Origin of the sequence: Devosia beringensis, assembly GCF_014926585.1 — a bacterium.
In the GTDB taxonomy this organism is placed as follows: domain Bacteria; phylum Pseudomonadota; class Alphaproteobacteria; order Rhizobiales; family Devosiaceae; genus Devosia; species Devosia beringensis.
In genome coordinates, this window is sequence record NZ_CP045422.1 from 2,351,395 (window position 1) to 2,373,409 (window position 22,015).

A 22,015-nucleotide genomic window follows, 5' to 3' on the forward strand; every position below is an offset into this window, starting at 1 on the left:
GCAAACATGCCTGAATTGGGGCCGCTCAGTTGCTCACGGGTGCAGCCGGGCGGGTGCCGACAAAGCGGGTCGAGGACAGGCCTTCGGGGAAATCGCCGACGCGGAGGATCGTGACATAGGGCCCCATTTCGGTGGTGGGGCTGAAGTCGGCCTCGTCATGATCCCAGATTTCGGCAAAGTGGTCCGAACTCATCGCGGTGGGGGTGGTGAAGACGTCAGCGACGTGCTCGAGGTCGGGTGCCACCAGATCGGGGCGGCGCATGGCGCCGGCATCGGGGCGCTTGGCCAGGTGTTCGGCCAGCGCTTGAGCAACAGGTTCATCCTGACGCGGTGCGGCAAAGGTGCCGCGGAACAGGTCGGAGATGGCGCCGGTGACGATGGTGTCATTGCCCAGCGACGCGGTGCGCAGGGCGGTCACCCCGGGCAGGGCTGGCAGGCGCGACACGGGCATTACCGGCGTTGCGGCGGGCGCGGTTTCGCGTGCGATGATGGCTTCGAGCGCGTTTTGCGCTGTCGGATCCTGCTCCATGGGCGAGAGATAGGCGGTCATCATGTCGGGCTGCGGATCGGAGGTGATCAGGCGCGGCTGCGGCACGGGGGCAGTCAGGGCGGCAATGGCCGTCACGGCGTCGCCCGATGGCAGGGTGGAGGCGGTCGCCAATTGCAGGGCTTCGGACTTGCGCAGCGGCATGGGGGCGCTGGCCAGCGTGGTGATTTCAGCGGCATCGAGCGGCGCGCTGCCAGATGTGGCGAAGGGCAGGGAGGCCGGTGCCAGGCTCGCCAGGGCGACGCCGCCCAGATTGGTCGGCCGCGGCGCCGGAATGGGGGCGTTGGCCGTCGCCTGCGGGGCAAGGGAGGCCATCTGCACCGTTGCAGGCGGGATAGCGGGAATGGGTGCCGGAGTCGGCGCAGACGCCGTGGCTGTTGCGGGGGCCGAGGCTGCAGCGCTTGACGAGCTCGATGAACCGCCGAACAGCAGATCGACCAAAGTGCGGCCGCTGCCGGCGGAGGCGACCTGGGTGCCGGAGGAACTGCCGTTGCAGGGCACTGCGTGGCAGGTTTTCCACTCGGCCATGGCCACCTGATAACCCTGCTGGGACAGCGGCTTGCCATCGGTGGGCAGGTGCATGGTCTTGCCGTCGGGGAAGATTTCCTGCAGCTGGGCACGGGTCATGCGCGGCCAGGCGCGCACCGAGCCTGTGTCGAGATGGACAAAGGGGCTGCCTGATGTCGGGTAATAGCCGACGCCGCCGACCTGCTTTTTCATGGCAGCGGCGCGCAGCCGCGGCAGGGACACGCCGGGGATGAAGAAATCCATGGCATTGCCCTTGGTGTGCTGGCTGTTTTCAGCCACACCAGAAGAGGTTTCGCGCAGCATTTCATTGGTCTTGGGCGACCGGTAGGCCGAGACCACGTTAATCGGCTGGCTGGCGCCGACTTCCTGATAGACTTCCCAGACGAGGTCGAACAGCCGGGGGTCCATCTTGGTGGGCTCGTTGCGGCGCCAGTCGCGCAGGAAATAATTGAGATCGTTGAGACCGGACTGGACGTATTGTCCATTGCGCTTGAAGACGATGCGCGCGGTCTCCTTGGTGTGGGTATAATAGAGATAGATGGCGCGTTCCGAGGCCGCCGCCGCCGGGATAACGGAGGTCGGCAGGATGAGCGAAATGCTGATCAAGGCGGCGAGCAGAAACTGCCCAAAACGATGCCGTTGCAAATTGGAAGTCCCCGTCACGCGATACTCAGCCAGGTTATTGCCAGTCTATCGGTGGACGATAGCGTAAAATCCGCTGGATTTTGTTAACGTCCGCCGCCTGTGAGCCATTTCTCCGAGCCGCTCACGGATATGTCATTACAGACAGAAACTGGCGCAACCATGGCCATTTTGTCAATGAAAGCTTAACAGGGGCTCAAGCCCGGCCCCTGCATCCAGCTCAGGGGGAGATGGTGCCGTCATCGGCTTCGGCGACGATGTCGATGGGCTTGGGCGGGGTCGCCAGGCCCATGGCGGCGATCAGATTGGCGTTGTGGCCATAGATGTCGTCGAAGGACTGCAGGCTGCCATCGGCGGCGACGCGCACGGTGAAATAGGCGATGTGCACGGGGATCTGCTGCTCCGGGTTCACCCAGCGCTCGGCCGCGCCAAACATGCCTTCCAGCGAGGCCCGGCTGAGCGTGGGCTCATTGGCCAGCAGGGCATCGGCAAATTCCATGGGGTTCTGCACCCGGACACAGCCATGGCTATAGGCGCGGAAGTCGCGCTCGAAGAGCGATTTGGACGGGGTGTCGTGCAGGTAGACATCGTGCTTGTTGGGGAACAGGAACTTGATCTGGCCCAGGGCATTGCTGGTGCCGGGGCGCTGGCGGATGCGGAAGGGGAAATTGGTGGCGCTGACCTGGTTCCAGTCGACCTGCCAGGGGCTGACCGGATTGCCCTGGTACAGCAGGTCATAATTGTGGCTGTCGATATAGCCGGGATTGGCCATGACGGCTGGCGCGATCTCGGCCTTGACGATCGAGCTGGGCACATTCCAGTACGGATTGACCACGATGTGGCGGATGGATTCCGAGAAGATCGGGGTCTGGTGCTTGGTGGTGCCGACGACGACGCGGGTGGTGTATTCTTCCTGGTTGTCGCGATTGATCGACAGCCGGAATTCGGGAATGTTGACCAGCACGTTGAAGGCGCCGAGGTCGCGCGGCATCCAGCGCCAGCGTTCCATATTGGCCAGGATGTCGGCCTTGGTCAGCGGTGCGCCGCCATTGAGGGCGGCCAGCGTGGCCGGGCCCATGACGCCATCGACATAGAGGTTGCGGGTCTGCTGGAAGGCCTTGACCGCTTCGACCACGCTGTCGTCATAGACCGTATCGACGGCCTCGGGCAGCTCGAAGCGCTGGCGCAGCACGGGGACGCGGGCGTCGCTCATGCCGGGCTTGAGGGTGGCGCCGGCCGCGATCTGCAGCGGGCGGTCGGTCTGGTTCTGCTCGAAATTGGCAAGCGCTGCCTTGAGGGCGAGGAATTCTGGATGGGTCGGCTCGAGCGCCGCGAGGACCTTGACCGGGTCGGCGCTGGTAGCCAGTTGCACCAGCAGCCCGGCCTCATCGAGCTTTTTGGGCGCCACGTCGAGGTTTTCGCTGACCGAGCCGGGTACGATGCGGCCGGTATAGATATGGGTGGCGTAGCGCATAGTGGCGCGCGAGAACGCGGTTTCCAGCGTGGCCATCTTGATGGGATCGCTGCCGACGGCGGTCACGTCCAGGGCCGGGGTGAGATAGTCGGCGGGCCGCAGGCCCTCGGTTTCGGCTGCGGCAAAAAGCTTGAGGATTTTCTGGGCGGGCGGCGAGAAGGCGACGGCGCCGTCGGGCGTTTCGTCGAGCCAGATCGGCGCAAAATGGCGCGCGCCATAGAAGAAATAGAGTTTCTGCGCCTCGGCATAGGCGGCGCTGTCCTTGGCGGCGCCGTAATAGGCGGCAGACAGGCCAGCCTTGATGGTCTGGGCCAGCGGCGTCTGCGGCGGCGCGATATAGACCGGGCCGATGCTGGCACTGGCCACGGCCTGCGCCGATGCCGGCACAATGGGTGCGACGCCGGCAAGGGCAACAATCAGGCAGACCAGGAACTTGTTCATGCGGACTCCAGCAGGCGGTGTCGTGTCGTGGCGTCACCGGGATCCGGGGTGGATTCAACAGCCGCGCCGGACAAAATCATTAGCTAAAAATCCTTAACAGGAACAATTGCTCGCAGTTTTGTGAGGGCAATTTTTGCGGTGGGCGGCGGACCTGTGCAGCCCGAAAGCGCAATGCAAACAGGTCGACGGATCGTCCTCAGGATTTATTAGACAATATTGTGCCAAATTGCTTTCAGGGAGGGCGGGTTTTTGACTGGTCAGGAGCCGTAAAACCTTGCCGCGACGGGAATCAAGGCAGATGTTCAGGGCTGCAATCAAGAATCTGGCGTGGCAAGATTCCGCGAAACAACAGGCCCTGGCGGACGCTTACCTGCCGATCGTCAGAGGTTTTCTGCTGCCGGCCAGCCTTTACTACGCTTTTGTCACCTGGGCGCATTTTCAGGATGAGACCGGCCGCGATCTGATCCTGCTGGCGGGCGCCAGCGCGATTACGGCAATTGCCTACTGGCTGATCCGCCAGTATGCGCTGGCCAAGCGCCCGGTGTCGCTGGGCCGGCTGGAACTGCTCGGCGTGAGCGCCAATGGCCTGATGTATGGCAATGTCGTGCTCTACATGCTGTTGCACTATACCGAAAGCAAGCTGATCTACTTCTCGCTGATGGCAGTGGTTTTTTCCACCACCGGGGTGACGCTGCGCGGCACGGTGCTCAGCATCGTGGTGTCGATCGGCTCGCTCTATCTGTTCGCCAATGCGGCCGGCACGGCCATTGTCGGGCAATATGTGTTTATCGGCGTGGCGACGGCCTTTGCCTCGCTGGGCATGGCGAGCCTGTTGCGCAAGGCCATGGTGCAGCAGGTCGATGCGCGCCTGCTGGCGGACGATCTGGCGGCCAAGGCGCAGAACCTGGCGCGGACCGATCCGCTGACCGGGTTGCCCAACCGGCGGGCAGTGTTTCAGGAACTCGATGCTCTGGTGGCGGCGCGTTGCCCGTTCTGGGCGGGCATCATCGATCTGGATGGCTTTAAATCGGTCAACGATGTCTATGGCCATGTGATCGGCGATCGCCTGCTTTGTGCGGTGGTTGAACAGGCCAGGTCGATCGATCTGGGCGAGGGGCTGTTCGGCCGCATCGGCGGAGACGAGTTCATCTTCGTGCTGCCCGGAAGCCTGCCCGATGACGCGCTGTTGGCGCTGGGCGAGCGGATCATTGCGGCGATGGGTGTGCGCCACCAGATCGGCTTGTTGCAGCTGACGGTGGGGGCCTCGGCCGGTTTTGCGCATTTTCCCAGCATGGGGGTCTCGAGCGCGCAGATCTATGAACATGCCGATTTCGCCCTCTACCGCGCCAAGACCACGCAGCGGGGCCGTACGGTGCTGTTCGACGCCAGTGAAAACCAGGCAATGCAGGATACGCTGGCGATCGAGCGCGCGCTGCGCGAAGGCGATCTGGAGCGCGAGCTCGATCTGCAGTTCCAGCCGCAATATTCAATTTCCAGCGGCGCAATTGTGAGCTTTGAGGCGCTGGCTCGATGGAACAGTCCGACGCTGGGCTCGGTCCGCCCGGACCTGTTCATCGGGGTGGCGGAACGGTGCGGGCTGATCGGCCGGGTGACGCCGATCCTGTTCCGGAAGTGTCTCGATGGTCTGGCGCAACTGCCCGACGAGATCGGCGTGTCGTTCAATCTGTCGGCCAAGGATATCGGCAGCCCGGAGGTCATTGCGGCGCTGCTCGACATGGTGGCGTCGTCGGGACTGGCGCATGAGCGTATCGAGTTCGAGATCACCGAGACGGCCGTGATGACCGATCTGGCGGTGGCGGGCCAGTTGCTGGCGGACCTGTCGGCAGCCGGCTACCGGATTGCGCTGGACGATTTCGGCTCGGGCTATTCGAGCTTCCAGTACATCGACCAGTTGCCGCTGGACAAGGTGAAGCTCGACAAGAGCTTCGTGCGCCGCGTGCCGCATAATGTGAAATCGCGCGAGATCATCGCCAGCATCATCGCGCTATGCTGCCGGCTGGGGCTGCGCTGCGTGCTCGAAGGGGTGGAGACCGAGGACGAGATGGTTGCCCTGACCCCGCTCGGCCCGGACCTGATCCAGGGCTATCTGTTCGGCAGGCCGATGCCACTGGCCCAGGCCATTGCGGCGGTGGCCGACGAGCGCGCGGCCCGGCTGCGGGCAGAGGCGCTGACCGCCCGCGCCGCTGGTCCGAAAAAGCAACGGAAAGCTGCGGCTTCCTAAGACCGGCTTGCGTGGCGCCGGGCGGGACCATAGCGTCTTGGCCGGAGGATCATCATGGACCGGCAAAGCCATTTCGTGGTTGTGGGCGGCGGCACTGCCGGCTGGATCGCGGCGTTCATCATTGGGGATGCGGCGCGCCGCAAGGGGTTGAACGCGCGGATCAGCGTCATCGAACCGTCGAGCATTCCGACCGTGGGGGTGGGCGAGGCGACGACGGCGGCGTTTCGCGTGCTGCTCAAGCATTTCGGCATCGACGAGTTCGAGTTCTTCCGCAAAACCGAGGCGACGTTCAAGCTGGGCATCCGGCACGAGGACTGGCGCCGCAAGGGCTTTACCTATTATGGGCCGATCGATGACCCCCACCAGGTGATCCAGGCGCCGGCCGGGGCGCCGAGCGATTATCTCAATGTCTATGCGATCGCGGCCGGGCGGCCGATCACTGACATGCATCTGTTCGGGCCGCTGCTGGAGCAGAAGAAGGCGCCCTATGCCCGCAAGGCCGACGGCTCGCTGGTCCCGCTGGGACCGTTCCACCACGCCTATCATTTCGATCAGGCCAAGGTCGGGCGGTTCTTCGCCGGCAAATCCAAGGGCGTCGAGATCGTCGATGCGGTGGTGTCCGGGATTGAGCGTAACCCCGAGACCGGCGACGTCACCGGGTTGCAGCTCGACAATGGGCAGCTGCTGGAAGCCGATTTCTTCATCGATGCCACCGGTTTTCGCAAGCAGCTGATCGTCAAGGAAATGGCGGCGGACTGGGTCTCTTATGCCCATGAACTGCCCGTCAACCGGGCGCTGCCGTTCTGGCTCGATATCAAGCCGGGCGAGGAGATCGCCAATTATACCCGCGCCTGGGCGCAGGATGCCGGCTGGATGTGGCAGATCCCGACGCAGACCCGCTATGGCTGCGGCTATGTCTATTCGGACGAATTTTCGACGCCCGAGCAGGCCAAGGCGGAAGTCGAGCGCGTGCTCGGCCGCGAAATCGAGGTGCGCAGCGATATCCGCTTTTCGATCGGCCGGCTGGAAAATGCCTGGGTGGGCAATGTCGTGGCGGTGGGGCTGAGTTCGAGCTTTCTCGAGCCGCTGGAATCCACCTCGATCCACGGCACGATCGTGCAGATGATGCTGTTTGCCGATCGCTTCCTCAAGCATCCGGCAGAGATGACCTCGGGGGAGCGCAAGGATTACAATGCCCGGGTCGGCCGGCAGGTCGACGATTTCCGCACCTTCGTGAACACCCATTACATGGTGGAGCGCGACGACACGCCGTTCTGGCGCGAGGTGCGCGCCAACCGCATTCATCCCGAGACCAAGGCTCAGCTGGCGCGCTGGCAGAGCCAGATGCCGCGGCACGAGCAGTTTGCCGATACTCTCTTCGGCCTGCCGCATATCCAGACCCAGCTCTACTATCCGGTGCTGGCCGGGCTGGGCCTGCTCAGCCAGGACCTGGCGCGGCGGGAAATGGACAAGGACCCCAAGCTGCGGCAGTTCGCCCGGGAGGCATATGAGGGCTTGGTGAAGGAATATCGTGCCGCGGCCAGCGTGGCGCTGGGGCATGCGGAATTTCTGGAGATTGTGCGGGGGATGGGGTGAGGGGCGTAGATCGGCTGGCAAGACATTATCTGCGCCAGTCTGATTTCTGGCGCTGCCCCCCATACAAGACATCCAGCCATCAAGGCGCCTGCCCCGTAGGCGGTCTTCATTTGATTAGGCTGAGCGCATAACTCACATTGTGGGACGGGTTGTGGCGGGCGATCCATTCAACGCGGTGCATCGCATTCTACAGAGAATTTGAACCTATTATCGAAGTTGAGGTTTCAGGTGTTGCCTTGCATAACGCGGAGCCATTGATCGAGTTTTGAGGTAATTTGGTGCTTGTACACTTTGCAAGTTGGCTACTAGGTCTCTCGATCTTCAGCTTGATCATGGGTTTCTTCGTTTCAGAGTACCGGATTAATACGCGATCACCGTATGCGGGCAAATTGACGGGGACGCTAACGCCCTTTCAGAAAGCCGATCAGCGCCGTCAGTGGAAGAAAGCTCTCAATGACCCTGCTCATCGGCCCTACAAATGGGCTTTTTACGTACTGGTTGCCATGGTCGTCGTTTCGATGACCGCAGGGTTTGCATTGATCATTGCTGCGCTGCTGCTGCGCTAAGAATGCTGTGGCACTAAGACCGTCACGACGTCTGTTGTTGGCAGTGCATCGATCAATATCGATGCGCCAGTTTCCCGGCGCGGCAATATTGACAAATGAACTTCGCAACCCACGCTATAGCGGCCACAAGCGCCCTAGGCCGCGTCGCTGAGCAGTTCTTCGGCCAGGCCGTATTCGTGCAGTTTGCGGTAGAGGGTCGAGCGGCCGATCTTGAGGGCGCGGGCGACGCGGGACATGCGGCCGCCATGATGCTCGATGGCAAAGACGATGGCAGCGCGTTCGATCTCGGCCAGGGCGGCGACTTCGCCGGCGGGGTCGAGGAAGCGATCGGGCAAAGCCGGCATGCTGACATGGAGGCGCTGGCGGGCCGTGGCGGTGTCGATATGGGTCGGCGCTGACGCTACCGGGGCCGCCTCGATTTCCCTGATGGCGCGCTCGCGGCCATTGGCCTGGGCGATGATCTGGGGGAAGTCGATGGTCTCGAGGAAAGCCCCATCGCTGAGGATGACGGCGCGATAGACGGCGTTTTCCAGCTGGCGGACATTGCCGGGCCAGTCATAGGCGGCCAGCAGGTCAAGGGCGACCGGGGAAATGCCCAGGATGCGCTTGCCGGATTCGGCGGCGAAGCGGGCGATGAACATGGCGACCATGGCCGGGAGGTCTTCCATGCGCTCGCGCAAGGGCGGGGTATAGATGGGGAAGACGTTGAGCCGGTAATAGAGATCCTCGCGGAACTCGCCGGATTTGGCCAGGTTCAGCAGGCGCCGGTTGGTGGCCGAAATGATGCGCACGTTGACGCGCTCGGTGCGGGAGGAGCCAACGGGCTCGATCTCGCCTTCCTGCAAAGCGCGCAGCAGCTTTACTTGGATATCGAGCGGCAGCTCGCCGACCTCATCGAGAAACAGGGTGCCGTTATGGGCCTCGGCAAACTTGCCGGGCTGATCGGCGATGGCGCCGGTAAAGGCGCCCTTCTTGTGCCCGAACAGCACCGATTCAACCAGATTGGGCGGGATGGCGCCGCAGTTGACGGTGATGAAGGGTTTTCCCGCGCGGTCGCCGGAGCCCTGGATGATGCGGGCGATGAGTTCCTTGCCGACGCCGGTCTCGCCCTCGATGAGGACGGGAATGGTCGACTTGGCGGCCTTGGCGCAGAGGCTGATGACGCGGGCCATGGAGGGCGCCCGGGCAATCATGTCGGCGGCGGTGAAGGTGCCGGTCTTGCGGGCGCGTTCGGCGCGGATGGTGGCTTCGAGTGCGTCCAGCTTCATGGCATTGCGCAGCGAGATGACCAGGCGCTCGGGCGCCACGGGCTTGACGAAATAGTCGGCGGCGCCATTGCGCATGGCCGAGATCACGGTTTCGAGCGAGGCATTGGCGGTTTGGATGATGACGGGGGTGGTCAGGCCCTCGCGGCGCATGGCCTCCATCACGCCCATGCCGTCCAGATCGGGCATGACCAGATCGAGGATCATGGCGCCGATATTGCGGTCGTCGCGCAGGATGGCCAAAGCCTGTTCGCCGCCGGTAGCGGTGAGCGGCTTGAAGCCGGCCCGGTTGGCGACCTCGGCGGTCAGACGCAACTGAACCGGATCATCATCAACTACCAGAATGCGCGTCATTCAAACTCCGGTCTTCTTGCTGCGGCATCGATTCGTGTGCCGTTTTGGGAACAAGTTGAGCGGATGGGGTTAAGGGGCGATTAATCATGGAGAATTTGGCGGGGTGAGGGGAGGGGTCTCCTCTCCCGTTTACGGGAGAGGGGGACCACGCGGAGCGTGGTGGAGAGGGGAGCTACAGGCGCGAACGCTAGTTCGACCCCCGCGGACCAGCGGCGCCATCCTGCTCGCGGCACCCCCCTCCACCGCCTGACGGCGGTGCCCCTCCCCCGCTCGCGGGGGAGGAAATCCCGTTGCCGGCATCGCGCGCGGGGCGCACCCTTCCCAAGCCATTCCCCGCTGGGTAAGGTCCGCGCCAAATCAGATGTGCCGGAGACTTGCCATGAATGCGCCCGCCCAGAAGAGCCACAATCAGTTCGGCAATCTGCCGGTCTGGGATCTCAGCGACCTCTATCCGGGTGGCGACAGCGCCGAATTCAAGGCGGACCTGGAAAAGGCCAAGGCCGATGCCGCGCGCTTTGAGGTGGACTACAAGGGCAAGCTGATTGCGCTGACCCAGGCGGGCGATCTGATCAAGGCTATCAAGGACAGTGAGGCGCTGGGTGACCTCACCGGCCGGATCGGCTCATTCGCCTTCCTGCAATATGCGCAGAAATCGACCGATCCGGACCGCGCCAAGTTCATGGGCGACACCAATGAGGCGCTGACCAACCTCTCCACCCGCGTGCTGTTTTTCGAGCTTGAGCTCAACCGCATCGAGGACGCGGACCTCGAAGCTGCCTTTGCCAGCGACACAGAGCTGGCGCGCTACCGCACCTGGTTTGCCGAGCTGCGCAAGGCCAAGCCCTATCAGCTCGACGACAAGCTCGAAGAGCTGTTCCACGACAAGTCGACCACCTCGTTTTCGGCGTGGAACCGGCTGTTCGACGAGACGCTGAGCAGCCTTGAATTCGAGGTCAATGGCGAGGTGCTGACCCTTGAAGCCACGCTGCACCTGCTGAGCGAGAAGGACGAGACCAAGCGGGAAGGCGCGTTCAAGGCCTTGGGCAAAACCCTCAAAGCCAATGGGCGGCTGTTCACCCACATCACCAATGTGCTGGCCAAGGACAAGGAAATCTCCGATCGCTGGCGCGGCTACCAGGACATTGCCGACAGCCGGCACATGGCCAATTCGGTCGAGCGCGAAGTGGTCGATGCGCTGCAGCAGGCGGTGGAGGCGGCCTATCCGCGGCTCAGCCATCGCTATTACAAGATGAAGGCCAAGTGGTTCGGCAAGGACAAGCTCAATGCCTGGGACCGCAATGCCCCGCTGCCGACCAGCGACGAGCGCGTCTGGGACTGGGACAGTGCCGTGAGCACGGTGATGGAGGCCTATGGCCAGTTCTCGCCCGAACTGGCCGCCTGCGCCGCGCCCTTCTTCAATTCGGGCTGGATCGATGCGCCGAGCGGGGACGGGAAGCTGTCGGGCGCCTTTGCGCATCCCACCGTGCCGAGCGCGCATCCTTTTCTGATGCTCAACTATATGGGCCGCTCGCGCGATATCATGACGCTGGCCCATGAGCTGGGCCATGGCGTGCATCAGCGGCTGGCGGCGGCGCAGGGGCCGATCCTGGCCAACACCCCGCTGACCCTGGCCGAGACGGCCTCGGTGTTCGGGGAAATGCTGACGTTTCGGTCGCTGTTGAACAAGACCACCGACCCGACGCAGCGCTTTGCTTTGCTGTCGAGCAAGGTCGAGGACATGCTCAATACGGTGGTGCGGCAGATCGCCTTTTACACCTTCGAGCGCCGGGTGCACACGGCGCGGCGGCTGGGCGAGCTCAAGACCGAGCAGATCAACCAGATCTGGCTCGATGTGCAGCAGGAATCACTGGGCGACGCGATCATCGCCAATGATGGCTATGAGAGCTTCTGGGCCTATATTCCGCACTTCATCCACTCCCCCTTCTATGTCTACGCCTATGCCTTTGGTGACTGTCTTGTGAACTCGCTCTACGCACAGTATGAGAAGTCGAGTGATGGCTTCGCCGAGCGCTATTTCGAGCTGCTCAAGGCCGGGGGAAGCAAGCACCATACCGAACTGCTCGCGCCGTTCGGGCTGGATGCCAAGGATCCCCAATTCTGGTCGCTGGGTCTCTCCATGATCGAGGGGCTGATCGACGAGCTGGAGGCAACGGCGCCCTGATGCAAGGTCAAGCGGGGCCAAGCCGGTCACCGACTTTGGACGCATAGACTTTACCAAACCCTGGACTTACGAGGACGACATGGCCACCAAACACCGCCCCGAACACCATTCCGAGCTGCAGGCTGAATCCCCGATGGATTATGCCCAGCACGAAGCGACCTATGAGGGCTTCCTCACGGCCGTCAAATGGTCCGTCATCGGCTTGGCGGCGACAGCAGTGATCCTCTACTTCCTGATCCAGCCCTGATTTTCAGCGCAGGTACGGGCATTTCATTCTAGCCTGTCCACCGGGCAGGCGGGCAGGAGAATTTCATGAAGATTGCCATCGTTCGCGAGCGTCTCGACGGGGAGAACCGCGTTGCGGCCACCCCCGAGACGGTCGGCAAGCTCATTGCGCTGGGTGCCAGCGTCGCGGTCGAAAAAGGCGCCGGGCTCGGCTCGCGCATTCTTGACGCCGACTATGAAACAGCCGGCGCCGTAATCGGCGCGACGGCAGCAGTGACGCTCAAGGGCGCCGATGTCGTGCTGACCGTGCGGCGGCCCGAGGCGGCCGCGCTGGCGGGCGTCAACAAGGGCGCGCTGCTGATCGGCGCGCTCGACCCCTATGGCAATGACAAGGACGTGGCGGCGCTGGCCAAGGCCGGAGTCACCGCCATGGTGATGGAATTCATGCCGCGCATTACCCGTGCGCAGGTGATGGACATTCTCTCCAGCCAGGCCAATCTGGCCGGCTATCAGGGCGTGATCGAAGCGGCTGCCGCCTTCGACCGGGCCTTCCCCATGATGATGACCGCTGCCGGTACGGTTCGGCCGGCCAAGGTCTTCGTGATGGGCGCCGGTGTGGCGGGCCTGCAGGCCATTGCCACGGCCAAGCGCCTGGGCGCGGTGGTTTCGGCCACCGATGTGCGGCCTGCGGCCAAGGAACAGGTCGAAAGCCTGGGCGGCAAGTTCGTCGCCGTCGAGGATGACGAGTTCAAGCAGGCCGAAACGGCCGGCGGCTATGCCAAGCAGATGTCAGCGGAATACCAGGCCAAGCAGGCCGAGCTGACCGCGCAGCACATTGCCAAGCAGGATATCGTGATCACCACCGCGCTGATCCCGGGGCGCCCGGCGCCGCGGCTGATCACCAAGGCCATGGTGGAATCCATGGCGCCCGGTTCGGTGATCGTGGATCTGGCGGCCGAGCGCGGCGGCAATGTCGAGCTGACGGTGCCCGGCAAGGTGATCGAGCACAAGGGTGTGACGATCATCGGCTATACCAATATGCAGGGTCGCATCCCGACCACGGCCAGCCAGCTTTATGCGCGTAACCTCCTGGCTTTCCTCACCACGCTGATCGATGCCAAGGGCAAGACCCTGGCGATCAACTGGGATGACGAACTGGTCAAGGCGACGGTGCTGACACGCGATGGCGCGGTGGTGCATCCGAACTTTGTCGGTGCCGCGATTGCCGACGAGGCCAAGCCGGTTGCCGTGGTCAAGGCGGCGCCAAAGCCCGCCGGCAAGAGTGTCGAGGCCAAGGCAAGCCTGGCCAAGACCGGCGCAGCATCGGCCGCCCCGGCCAAGCCGGAAGCAGCCAAAAAGCCTGTTGCGGCCAAGCCGGTGATTGCCGCCATGGCCGATACGCCCAAGCAGGCCGCGCCAGGGGTGGAGCAATCCATTCCGGCCGCTGCCGAGGCGCCGGCGACGCCGGCCAAGCGCGCCGCGACCAGGAAGGCGGCCGCGGTGATGGACAGTGCCGCCAAGGCGGCCACCGTACCAACAGCCAAGGCGCCGACAATACCCAAGAAGCCGGCTAGTGCGCCGGCAAAGGCCAAGGCTGCAGCGAGCAAGCCTGCCGCCAAGGCCAAGGCGCCTGCCGCCGCCAAGCCCGCTGCCCCCAAGAAGACCGCAGCACCCAAGAAGCCCGCAGCCCCAAAGGGAGCCCAGTAAATGGAAGCGATCGACCCCTTCACCTTCCGCCTGGCCATCTTCGTGCTGGCGATCTTTGTCGGCTATTTCGTCGTCTGGTCGGTGACCCCGGCGCTGCATACACCACTGATGAGCGTGACCAATGCGATTTCCTCGGTGATCGTGGTGGGCGCGCTGCTCGCCGTGGGCGTGCATCTGGCGACCGATGCGAGCTGGGTTTCCAAGCTCTTCGGCTTTATCGCCCTGGTTTTTGCCAGCGTGAATATCTTTGGCGGGTTCCTCGTCACCCAGCGGATGCTGGCCATGTACAAGAAGAAGGGCTGACGCCATGATTTCTGCAGATATTGCAGCCCTTCTCTATCTCGTTTCGGGCGTGCTGTTCATCATGGCGCTGCGCGGCCTGTCGAGCCCGCGCACGGCAAGGCAGGGCAATACCTACGGCATGGTCGGCATGGGTATTGCCATTGTCACCACGCTGGCTGTGGCGGCGCCGAGCGATGTCATCAGCTGGGCGCTGATCATCGGCGGCATCGGGCTGGGCGGCGGCATCGGCGCCTATATGGCGCGGACGGTCAAGATGACCGACATGCCGCAACTGGTTGCCGCCTTCCACTCGCTGGTGGGTCTGGCGGCGGTGTTCGTGGCCGCAGCGGCGCTTTATGCGCCCGAAGCTTTCCACATTGTCGATATCGATCCTGCCACCGGTCTTGCCGTCGGGCTGATCCATGCCCAGGCGCTGGTGGAAATGAGCATTGGCGTGGCGATCGGCGCTTTCACCTTTACCGGCTCGGTCATCGCCTTTGCCAAGCTCAACGGCAATATGAGCGGCAAGCCGATCCTGCTGCCGATGCGCCATGTCATCCACATCGCCATGGCGGCGGTGCTGCTGGGCCTGGTCTGGGCCTTTACCACCTCGGCCGACCCGATGCTGTTCTGGATGATTACCCTGGTGGCACTGGTGCTGGGCGGGCTGATGATCATTCCGATCGGCGGCGCGGACATGCCGGTGGTGGTCTCCATGCTCAATTCCTATTCGGGTTGGGCGGCGGCGGGCATCGGCTTCACGCTGGGTAATACGGCGCTCATCATTACCGGCGCGCTGGTGGGCAGCTCGGGCGCGATCCTGAGCTACATCATGTGCAAGGCGATGAACCGCAGCTTCATCTCGGTGATCCTGGGCGGCTTTGGCGGCGATAGTGGCGCTGTTGCCGGCGGCGCCGAAGAGGAGCGTCCGGTCAAGCAGGGTGCGGCCGACGACGCGGCCTTCCTGATGAAGAATGCCAGCAAGGTCATCATCGTGCCCGGCTATGGCATGGCGGTGGCGCAGGCCCAGCACGCTTTGCGTGAAATGGCCGACCTGCTCAAGAAGGAAGGCGTCACGGTCAAATATGCCATCCATCCGGTGGCCGGCCGCATGCCCGGGCATATGAACGTGCTGCTGGCGGAAGCCAATGTGCCCTATGACGAGGTATTCGAGCTCGAGGATATCAATTCCGAGTTTGCCCAGTCCGACGTGGCCTTCGTCATCGGCGCCAATGACGTGACCAATCCGGCGGCCAAGACCGACAAGACCAGCCCGATCTATGGCATGCCGGTGCTCAATGTCGAAGATGCCGGCACCGTGCTGTTCATCAAGCGCGGCATGGCCGCGGGCTATGCCGGCGTGCAGAACGAGCTGTTCTTCCGCGACAATACCATGATGCTGTTCGGCGACGCCAAGAAGATGACCGAGGACATCGTCAAGGCATTAGGACATTGACGGATTTGCTGACTGTCGTTGTGTAATATAGGGTCGCCTTCGGGCGGCCCTTTTACTTTTCAGGATCTGTTTGTTCTTCCGGGGCCAGGGGAGGATGAGATGGTGACAAGCAAGCGTGTGGTGAGCAGGCCAAAGGCGGCCGCGCAGCCGGCGCCACCGGCACCGGCGCCGGGCAAGACGGCGGTGGTCGTCATTCACGGTATCGGCGAGCAGACCCCGCTGGAGACGCTGCGGGGCTTTGTCGAGACCGTCTATCAACGGGACAGGGCCCTCGCGAGCCTGCCCGTCGACAAGACCGGCCTGCTCAACATTGCCATTGTCCCCGATGACGTGACCGGCTCGGCCGAGTTGCGTCGCATCACCACGCTCAAGGACGGTCCGCAGAAGCGGACGGATTTTTTCGAGTTCTACTGGGCCGACATCATGGACGGCACGCCGCTCGATATGGTGACAGGCTGGATAAGGACGCTGCTGCTGCGTTCCCCGCTGCAGCTGCCGCGCTCAGCCAAGGTTCGCTGGGCCTGGGCCATTATGTGGGTGTTCGCCATCATTATCCTGGGAGCTGGGCTGGTCACGGCCTATCCGGAGTCACTGCAGTCCATCGAGGCATGGGGCCCCCTGCCGCAGATCGGTGACAGGCTGGCCGCGGCCCGCCCTTTGATTGCCGCGGGCGTCGTAGGCCTGGCCATCCTGCTGCGCCTGCTGCGGGTGGTGAAGCTGAAGGGCCTACTGGTCGTGGCGGGGCTCGGCGTCGCCCTGTTCCTGGTGCCCGCGCCCCTGGCGGATTCCTTGCGTTTCTGGGCGGCGGCATTGACCGCGCTGGTCGGCTGGAGCCTGCATGCCGTGGTGACCCCCTTTGCAGGCGACGTTGTGCGCTATGTGCGGGCAACGCCGAGCACGGTTGAACGCCGCCGGCTGGTGCGCGAGCGCGGTTTGGCGCTGCTGGAGGCGCTGCACCAGAAGCGCCGCAATGGTCCGCCGCTCGAAGCATTTGCCACGGTGCCTGCGGACAATCCGCCGCTTTATGATCGCATCGTCATTGTCGGCCACAGCCTGGGGACCATCATCGGCTATGACATCCTGCAGCTGTTCTGGGACAAGCACGGGCCTACGCACCATCAGAGCTGGAACCCCGCGGCAGAGGGCGTGCAGGACGCCCTCAAGGCCTGCGACGCCTATGTGCAAGCGGCCTGGCCCGATCGGGGCGCAGCGTTCGACAGGGCGGGCTTCGCCGCAGCGCAGGCCCGGCTCCTGGCTGTGCTGGCAAAGCAAAGTCCGGGCTGGCGGATCAGCGACTTCATCACGCTGGGTAGTCCGCTGGCGCATGCCGAATTCCTGCTCGTGGACAATGCAGACCAGGTCAGACAAGCAGCCGAGGAGCGACGGTTCGCCACGGCGCCACCGCATCCCGACCCTTTACAGCTGGGCAGCATGCTGTTCTCGCGAACCGGCCTGGCGCAAAGAGCGGACGGCAGCGAGGAACCGCTTTATCCTCATTTCGCGGCCCAGTTTGCCGCCGTCAAATGGACCAATATCTTTGACGAGGCGACCAATCCGCTGCTCGGCGATCTGATCTCGGGGTCTCTGAAAACAGACTTCGGATCGGGGATCGAGGAGCATGGAGTTTCGATAACGCGTCCCGGCTGGCCGGGTTTTCTCGGTCGCATCTTCACCCACACGCGCTATTGGAGCTGGGACCCCGGCTATGAGCCCAGTGCCGCCAATGTGGAAGCTGCTGCCGTGGCCATGGCCAAGCCGGACGAGGCAGCGCGCCGCGAATTGCTCTGGCACAATGTGCCCGAACACATTCGCCAGCTGCGCCTGGCGCTTCGCCTCGAGAGCTGATGGTGGGCCGGGCGGCTCAGTAATGCGGCGGGGGCGGCTCGTTGGCGGGGTCGGCGATATGGACGCCGGAGCGCACCTGCTGCTCGATGGTCTCGAGCTTGCGGGTGAGCAGGTCAATCTGCTGCCACTGGGCGGTGATGGTGGCATTGAGCTCGTCGATGGTCTGATCCTGGAAGGCGATGCGGGTCTCGAGCGCCTCGAGTCGGTCGGCAATATCGATCATGACGTCTCTCCGAGCAGGATACGTGGTCCGCTGCCGTTGCGGCCGAGCCGATCACCGCCATTGCGCATGGGGCACTGGCCAGTGGTCAGGCATCCGCAGCCGATACAGAGGGTGAGGCCATCACGCAAGCGCTGCAGCGCGGCGATGCGGGCATCAAGCTCGGCCGCCCACTGCGCCGAGAGGCGCGCCCAGTCATCCGGGCCGGGTGCGGCGTCGGGCGGCAGCGTCGCCAGGGCCTCGGCAATACGGGCCAGCGACAGGCCCAGATCCTGGGCCACGCGGATGACGGCGACGCGGCGCAGCACGTCGCGACTATAGCGACGCTGGTTGCCGGCGCTGCGATGGCTGCGAATGAGGCCCCTGGCCTCGTAGAAGTGCAGGGTAGACACCGCGACGCCGCTGCGCCGGGCCACCGCACCGACCGTGAGAAAGGACTGCAACATGGCACTTGACCTCAACTTAGGTTGAGGTTGTAGCAAGGAAGGCGATCTTGCAAGTCGGGTGCGCGGCATCCGATGCCAATAGGGGGGCGCCATGTCCATTGTCTTCAATCTGCTGCTGTTCATCCATCTGGTTGCCCTGGTCGTGGGGGCGGCCACCAATGTGGCCATGCCTATCCTGGCCGGACGCATGGCCAATGCCGGCCCGGAGAGCCAGGCGCTGCTCGGCGGGGTGGCCGGCACGATGTCGAGGAACTCGCAACGGGCGCTGCTGACGCTGGTCGCCACCGGGCTGCTGATGGTGGCCATCGTCATCTGGCAGGGACGTGTCACCAGCCCCAGTCCCTGGTTCATCGCCAAGATTGCCCTGGTGCTGATGATCCTGGGCCTGATGCTGGCGCGGGGTCTGCCGGCGCTGAAGAATATCCGTCCCGCCACTTTCGGATTGCTGACCCGTATCGTGCTGCTGGCCATCATTTTCTGCTAAGTCATGGCGTTCAACTGATCACGAGCAGTTGACGCAAAGGGAACCCTTTTGCCGCCCCGGTCATTGCTTTGTCAGATCATGGCAAAGGCGGGAGGCCAGCATGACCACCAGCAGAGCGATTTCTCTTCCGATCCAGTCCGCCCTTGATGCCAACCGCCACGATGCGCTTGGCCTGGTGCTGAGCGGAGCCTTGCCGCTGTCGGTCTTTGTCATCGTGCATGGCATGGCCGAGTTGGCCGGGGTCATGCCGCTGTTTTTCGCGCCCTTCGGCCTGCCGGGTTGGCTCGGCGCGGCGCTGCATATCGGCAGCTTGCCGCTGTTCGGCATTGCCCGCTGGATGGTGGCGCAGCATGGCCCCAAGGGGCGCAGCGCCGGCTGGTGGCTGGTGGGACTGATGGCCGGGGTAATTGCGCTGCCCTTCCTGGTCCAGCCGCTCGATTCGCTGATGCTGAGCCTGGTCACCGTGATCCTGCTGCTGACCGGCATGGCCGCCGGCCTGCGGGTGGCCGCCGTGTCGCCGCGGGCGGCGCTGGTGATGGTGCCGGGGCTGGCCTGGATGGGGCTGAGCGCCTTTATCGGCCTGAGCCTGGCAGCCGGCTGGTCGCCGCCGTTCAGCCTGACCAATGCGCAGGGCCAGGCCGCCCAGTAGAGCAGGTTACATCCGGGTGCGTTCTTGCAGTCCTGCGCCATCCGCGCCATGTGGGGAGCAACAAGGATTTACCGAGGACCTGGCCATGACCAAGACGCTCAAGATCGACGTGTTCACCGATGTTGTCTGCCCCTGGTGCATTGTCGGTTCCGCGCGGCTGGATAAGGCCATCGCGGCGCTGCCGGACGATATCGACGTCGTGGTCGAAAACCATCCCTACTATCTTGATCCCGATACCCCCGCTGAAGGCGTGGTGGTGGCTGACATGCTGCGCCAGAAATACGGCAAGGAACCCAAGGAGATGTGGGAGCGGGTCGAGAGCGAGGCGCGCAAGGCCGGGGTTGAACTCGACCTCAGCCAGCAGCCGCGCATGTTCCCCACCAAGAAGGCCCATACCATCACCAGGTTGGCCAAGCCGATGGGCAACCAGCACGAGTTGGCCAATGCCATAGCCAATGCCTATTTCCTCGAGCACCGCCAGATCAACGACGACAATGTGCTGGCCGATATCGCGGTCGAATACGGCTTTGACCGCGGCGACGCGCTTGACGCCATGAATGACGAGAACGAGCTGGCCATTACCGAGCAGCTGGCAGTGGATGCCGCAGCGCAGGGCATTCGCGGCGTGCCGTTCTTCGTCTTTGGCGAGAAATATGCGCTGTCGGGCGCGCAGCCCGACGAAGTGTTCGAGCGCGCCCTGGCGCAGACCATCGACGAACTCTGAGACCGGCTGTCAGTCCGGCGTCAGTGGTGTAGATTCACCGGCAGTGATTTGCCGAGGTCTGGTCCGTGAAGCTTGTCGTTCGTATCGTACTCGGTGCCGCGCTGGTGGTGTTGCTCGCCTATGCCGGGGTGTTTGGCTATATCTATGTCAACCAGCGGGCGCTGCAGTACAGTCCCGCCGGCCCGGTGGTGGCGCTGGCCGACACTGCCCTGTCCGGGGCGGAGGAGGTGGCGATTGCCTCGGGTGATGGCACGATCAATGGCTGGTACCAGCCGCCGCAGGCCGGTCGCCCCGTGATCCTCTATTTCAAGGGCAATGCCGGCAGCTTCAGCGAGGAACATGTCCGGTTCGAGCAGTTCGCGGCTGCCGGTTATGGCTTTCTCGCCTTCGACTATCGCGGCTTTCCGCTGTCGCCGGGCTCGATCAGCCAGGACAATATCCTGCAGGACGGCACCAGCGCCTTTGACTGGCTGGAACAGCAAGGCTTTCCCATCGTCATCTGGGGACGCTCGCTGGGCTCGGGGCCGTCGACCTATGTGGCCAGCGTTCGCGACGCGCGAGCCTTGCTGATTGAGGCCGGGTTCCATTCAGCGGTGACCGTGGCCAATGAGCGCTATCCTTTTCTGCCGGTGGGGCTGGCCATGCAGGACCAGTACCCGGTCAGCCTGTGGATCGCCACTGTCACCGAGCCGGTGATGGTGGCGCATGGCACGGCGGACATAACGATCGGCGTCAGCAATGGTGAGCGGTTGTTTGCGCTGGCGCCGAACCCGGACGAGATCTGGATCGAGCCGGGCGCCGGGCATGACGACCTCTGGGCGCGCGGCATCTGGGCCCGGGCCGAGGCGTTTTTCAGCCGGGCCATGGCCGGACCGTGACGGAGATCCAGACACAACAAAACGCCGCCCCGAAGGACGGCGCTTGAATTTTTAGGGTGACGTCGCGCTTAGTTGCGCGGCGTTGCCGATGCGCTTGGGCGAACGGGCTGACCTGGACGCGGTGCCGGAGCGGGCAGACCGCCTTCACGCTGCAGGCGCTTGCGCGCCAGCTTGCGGGCGCGGCGGATAGCCTCAGCCTTCTGACGAGCCTTCTTCTCAGATGGCTTCTCGTAATAGTTACGAAGCTTCATCTCCCGGAAGACGCCTTCGCGCTGCAGCTTCTTCTTCAGTGCGCGGAGCGCCTGGTCTACGTTATTATCGCGAACGACTACTTGCAAAGGTCAACCGCCCTTTCGAAGCTTGGACATGTGGGTATGGATCGTGGCGCCGCGGCAAAAACCCCGTCGCCGACCAGCAGGGCTGATCACCGTGGGCCGCTCTATAGCCCAGCTATCCGGCCTTGTCCACCGACTCGTGGAGAAAAACCGTGATGAAGCTGGCGCCCGACTTGCCTGATCTGGCGGCGCAGGAAACAGTCCAGGCGATGATTTGCCGCAAGGAGATGAAGATGACCAGCACGCTGATCCTGCTGCCGGGATTGAACTGCGATGCCCGACTGTGGCGCGATGTGGTGGCGGGTCTGGGCGAGCAGGTGCGACCGATCGTGGCCGATCTGGGGGCAGAGGATTCCATTGCCGGCATGGCCCGGGCGGCGCTGGCGCTGGCCCCGGGGCGATTCTGCGTCGCCGGGCTCTCGATGGGTGGCTATGTGGCGCTCGAGATCATGCGGCAGGCGCCCGAGCGGGTCGAGCGGCTCGCGCTGCTCGACACTTCGGCCCGGGCCGATGACGACGCCCGGCGCGAAACACGGCGGGCGGGGATGGCCGCGGCGGCAGAAGGCAAGTTCGGCATCGTGGTGAGGGCGATGCAGGCGGGCCTGCTGGCGCCAGAGCACCTCAATACGCCGCTGGCCGCCGAAGTCGTAGCCATGGCCGAGCGGACGGGGCCACAGGCGTATCGGCGACACCAGCAGGCGATCATGGACCGAATCGACTCGCGGCCCCTGCTGGGCGCCATTGCCGTGCCGACGCTGGTCGGGGTGGGCGCGCTCGACACGCTGACGCCGCCGGCACTGGCCGAGGAAATGGCCGCAGCCATTCCCGGCGCGGCCCTGGCGGTGTTCGGCGGCGCGGGGCACATGTCCGCGATGGAAGCGCCAGAGGCGGTGGCGGATGCCATGCGCGCCTGGCTGGCGCGCTGAG

General features: G+C 63.9%; 19 protein-coding genes and 1 pseudogene. 14 read left to right on the plus strand and 6 right to left on the minus strand.

The features are described 5' to 3' along the window. Window positions 1-25 precede the first annotated feature (25 nt). Together GDR53_RS11510 and GDR53_RS11515 are read right to left on the minus strand one after the other, a co-directional pair. Window positions 26-1,720 carry a DUF882 domain-containing protein gene (locus tag GDR53_RS11510; protein WP_408639757.1) on the minus strand — a complete coding sequence of 565 codons (1,695 nt, stop codon included), beginning with the start codon at window positions 1,718-1,720 and terminating at the stop codon, window positions 26-28. Window positions 1,721-1,937: 217 nt separating this feature from the next. After that, window positions 1,938-3,632: a L,D-transpeptidase family protein gene (locus tag GDR53_RS11515; protein ID WP_193334638.1), complete on the minus strand. Its 1,695-nt coding sequence runs from the start codon at window positions 3,630-3,632 to the stop codon at window positions 1,938-1,940. Between the two features lie 298 nt (window positions 3,633-3,930). Here GDR53_RS11515 and GDR53_RS11520 point away from each other — a divergent pair, with 298 nt between their 5' ends. The 3 genes from GDR53_RS11520 (at window position 3,931) to GDR53_RS11530 (ending at window position 8,036) form a co-directional block, all read left to right on the plus strand. Further along, complete coding sequence (locus GDR53_RS11520; protein WP_210321320.1) at window positions 3,931-5,874, plus strand: putative bifunctional diguanylate cyclase/phosphodiesterase; 1,944 nt, start codon at window positions 3,931-3,933, stop codon at window positions 5,872-5,874. 54 nt (window positions 5,875-5,928) lie between these two features. Beyond that, the gene (locus tag GDR53_RS11525) at window positions 5,929-7,470 is read left to right on the plus strand and encodes a tryptophan halogenase family protein (RefSeq protein ID WP_193334639.1); all 1,542 of its coding nucleotides are present in this window, start codon (window positions 5,929-5,931) and stop codon (window positions 7,468-7,470) included. Between the two features lie 332 nt (window positions 7,471-7,802). Then, window positions 7,803-8,036 carry a hypothetical protein gene (locus GDR53_RS11530; RefSeq protein WP_193334640.1) on the plus strand — a complete coding sequence of 78 codons (234 nt, stop codon included), beginning with the start codon at window positions 7,803-7,805 and terminating at the stop codon, window positions 8,034-8,036. Window positions 8,037-8,170: 134 nt separating this feature from the next. Here GDR53_RS11530 and GDR53_RS11535 read toward each other — a convergent pair whose 3' ends face one another. Further along, entirely contained in the window at window positions 8,171-9,655 is a 1,485-nt protein-coding gene (locus GDR53_RS11535; RefSeq protein WP_193334641.1) for a sigma-54-dependent transcriptional regulator, read from the minus strand. Window positions 9,656-10,034: 379 nt separating this feature from the next. Here GDR53_RS11535 and GDR53_RS11540 point away from each other — a divergent pair, with 379 nt between their 5' ends. From GDR53_RS11540 to GDR53_RS11565, 6 genes and pseudogenes are all read left to right on the plus strand, one after another. Beyond that, a complete protein-coding gene (locus GDR53_RS11540; RefSeq protein WP_332872316.1) occupies window positions 10,035-11,837 on the plus strand; it encodes a M3 family oligoendopeptidase in 1,803 nt (600 codons plus the stop codon). Between the two features lie 79 nt (window positions 11,838-11,916). Next, window positions 11,917-12,084 (plus strand): aa3-type cytochrome c oxidase subunit IV, encoded by a 168-nt coding sequence (locus tag GDR53_RS11545; RefSeq protein WP_193334643.1) that lies wholly within the window; start codon window positions 11,917-11,919, stop codon window positions 12,082-12,084. 65 nt (window positions 12,085-12,149) lie between these two features. Beyond that, window positions 12,150-13,436 (plus strand): annotated as a pseudogene (locus tag GDR53_RS11550) (Re/Si-specific NAD(P)(+) transhydrogenase subunit alpha); the annotation flags it as partial. Window positions 13,437-13,769: 333 nt separating this feature from the next. Continuing rightward, the gene (locus GDR53_RS11555; RefSeq protein ID WP_193334645.1) at window positions 13,770-14,072 is read left to right on the plus strand and encodes a proton-translocating transhydrogenase family protein; all 303 of its coding nucleotides are present in this window, start codon (window positions 13,770-13,772) and stop codon (window positions 14,070-14,072) included. Between the two features lie 4 nt (window positions 14,073-14,076). Then, window positions 14,077-15,507, plus strand: coding sequence for an NAD(P)(+) transhydrogenase (Re/Si-specific) subunit beta (locus GDR53_RS11560; RefSeq protein ID WP_408639758.1), 1,431 nt, complete (start codon window positions 14,077-14,079; stop codon window positions 15,505-15,507). Between the two features lie 102 nt (window positions 15,508-15,609). Further along, window positions 15,610-17,352, plus strand: coding sequence for a hypothetical protein (locus GDR53_RS11565; RefSeq protein ID WP_210321321.1), 1,743 nt, complete (start codon window positions 15,610-15,612; stop codon window positions 17,350-17,352). A 16-nt stretch (window positions 17,353-17,368) separates the two neighbouring features. Here the strand turns inward: GDR53_RS11565 and GDR53_RS11570 are convergent, their stop codons facing one another. Together GDR53_RS11570 and soxR are read right to left on the minus strand one after the other, a co-directional pair. Further along, on the minus strand, window positions 17,369-17,575 hold the full coding sequence (locus GDR53_RS11570) for a SlyX family protein (RefSeq protein WP_193334647.1): 207 nt from the start codon (window positions 17,573-17,575) through the stop codon (window positions 17,369-17,371). After that, on the minus strand, window positions 17,572-18,018 hold the full coding sequence (gene soxR / locus GDR53_RS11575) for a redox-sensitive transcriptional activator SoxR (protein WP_193334648.1): 447 nt from the start codon (window positions 18,016-18,018) through the stop codon (window positions 17,572-17,574). The genes GDR53_RS11570 and soxR overlap by 4 nt, the downstream gene beginning before the upstream one ends. 91 nt (window positions 18,019-18,109) lie before the next feature. On the opposite strand from soxR, the gene GDR53_RS11580 reads away from it, so the two are divergent. The 4 genes from GDR53_RS11580 to GDR53_RS11595 all read left to right on the plus strand — a co-directional run bounded on the left by GDR53_RS11580 (window position 18,110) and on the right by GDR53_RS11595 (window position 20,753). Then, entirely contained in the window at window positions 18,110-18,502 is a 393-nt protein-coding gene (locus GDR53_RS11580; RefSeq protein ID WP_193334649.1) for a hypothetical protein, read from the plus strand. A gap of 100 nt (window positions 18,503-18,602) precedes the next feature. After that, window positions 18,603-19,151, plus strand: a complete 549-nt coding sequence (locus tag GDR53_RS11585; RefSeq protein WP_193334650.1) for a hypothetical protein — start codon at window positions 18,603-18,605, stop codon at window positions 19,149-19,151. Window positions 19,152-19,236: 85 nt separating this feature from the next. Then, window positions 19,237-19,875 (plus strand): DsbA family oxidoreductase, encoded by a 639-nt coding sequence (locus tag GDR53_RS11590; protein WP_193334651.1) that lies wholly within the window; start codon window positions 19,237-19,239, stop codon window positions 19,873-19,875. A gap of 65 nt (window positions 19,876-19,940) precedes the next feature. Further along, entirely contained in the window at window positions 19,941-20,753 is an 813-nt protein-coding gene (locus GDR53_RS11595) for an alpha/beta hydrolase (protein ID WP_193334652.1), read from the plus strand. A gap of 68 nt (window positions 20,754-20,821) precedes the next feature. Here GDR53_RS11595 and rpsU read toward each other — a convergent pair whose 3' ends face one another. Next, a complete protein-coding gene (gene rpsU / locus GDR53_RS11600) occupies window positions 20,822-21,091 on the minus strand; it encodes a 30S ribosomal protein S21 (RefSeq protein WP_193334653.1) in 270 nt (89 codons plus the stop codon). Between the two features lie 152 nt (window positions 21,092-21,243). On the opposite strand from rpsU, the gene GDR53_RS11605 reads away from it, so the two are divergent. Further along, window positions 21,244-22,014 (plus strand): alpha/beta fold hydrolase, encoded by a 771-nt coding sequence (locus GDR53_RS11605; protein ID WP_232846611.1) that lies wholly within the window; start codon window positions 21,244-21,246, stop codon window positions 22,012-22,014. Window position 22,015 lies beyond the last annotated feature (1 nt).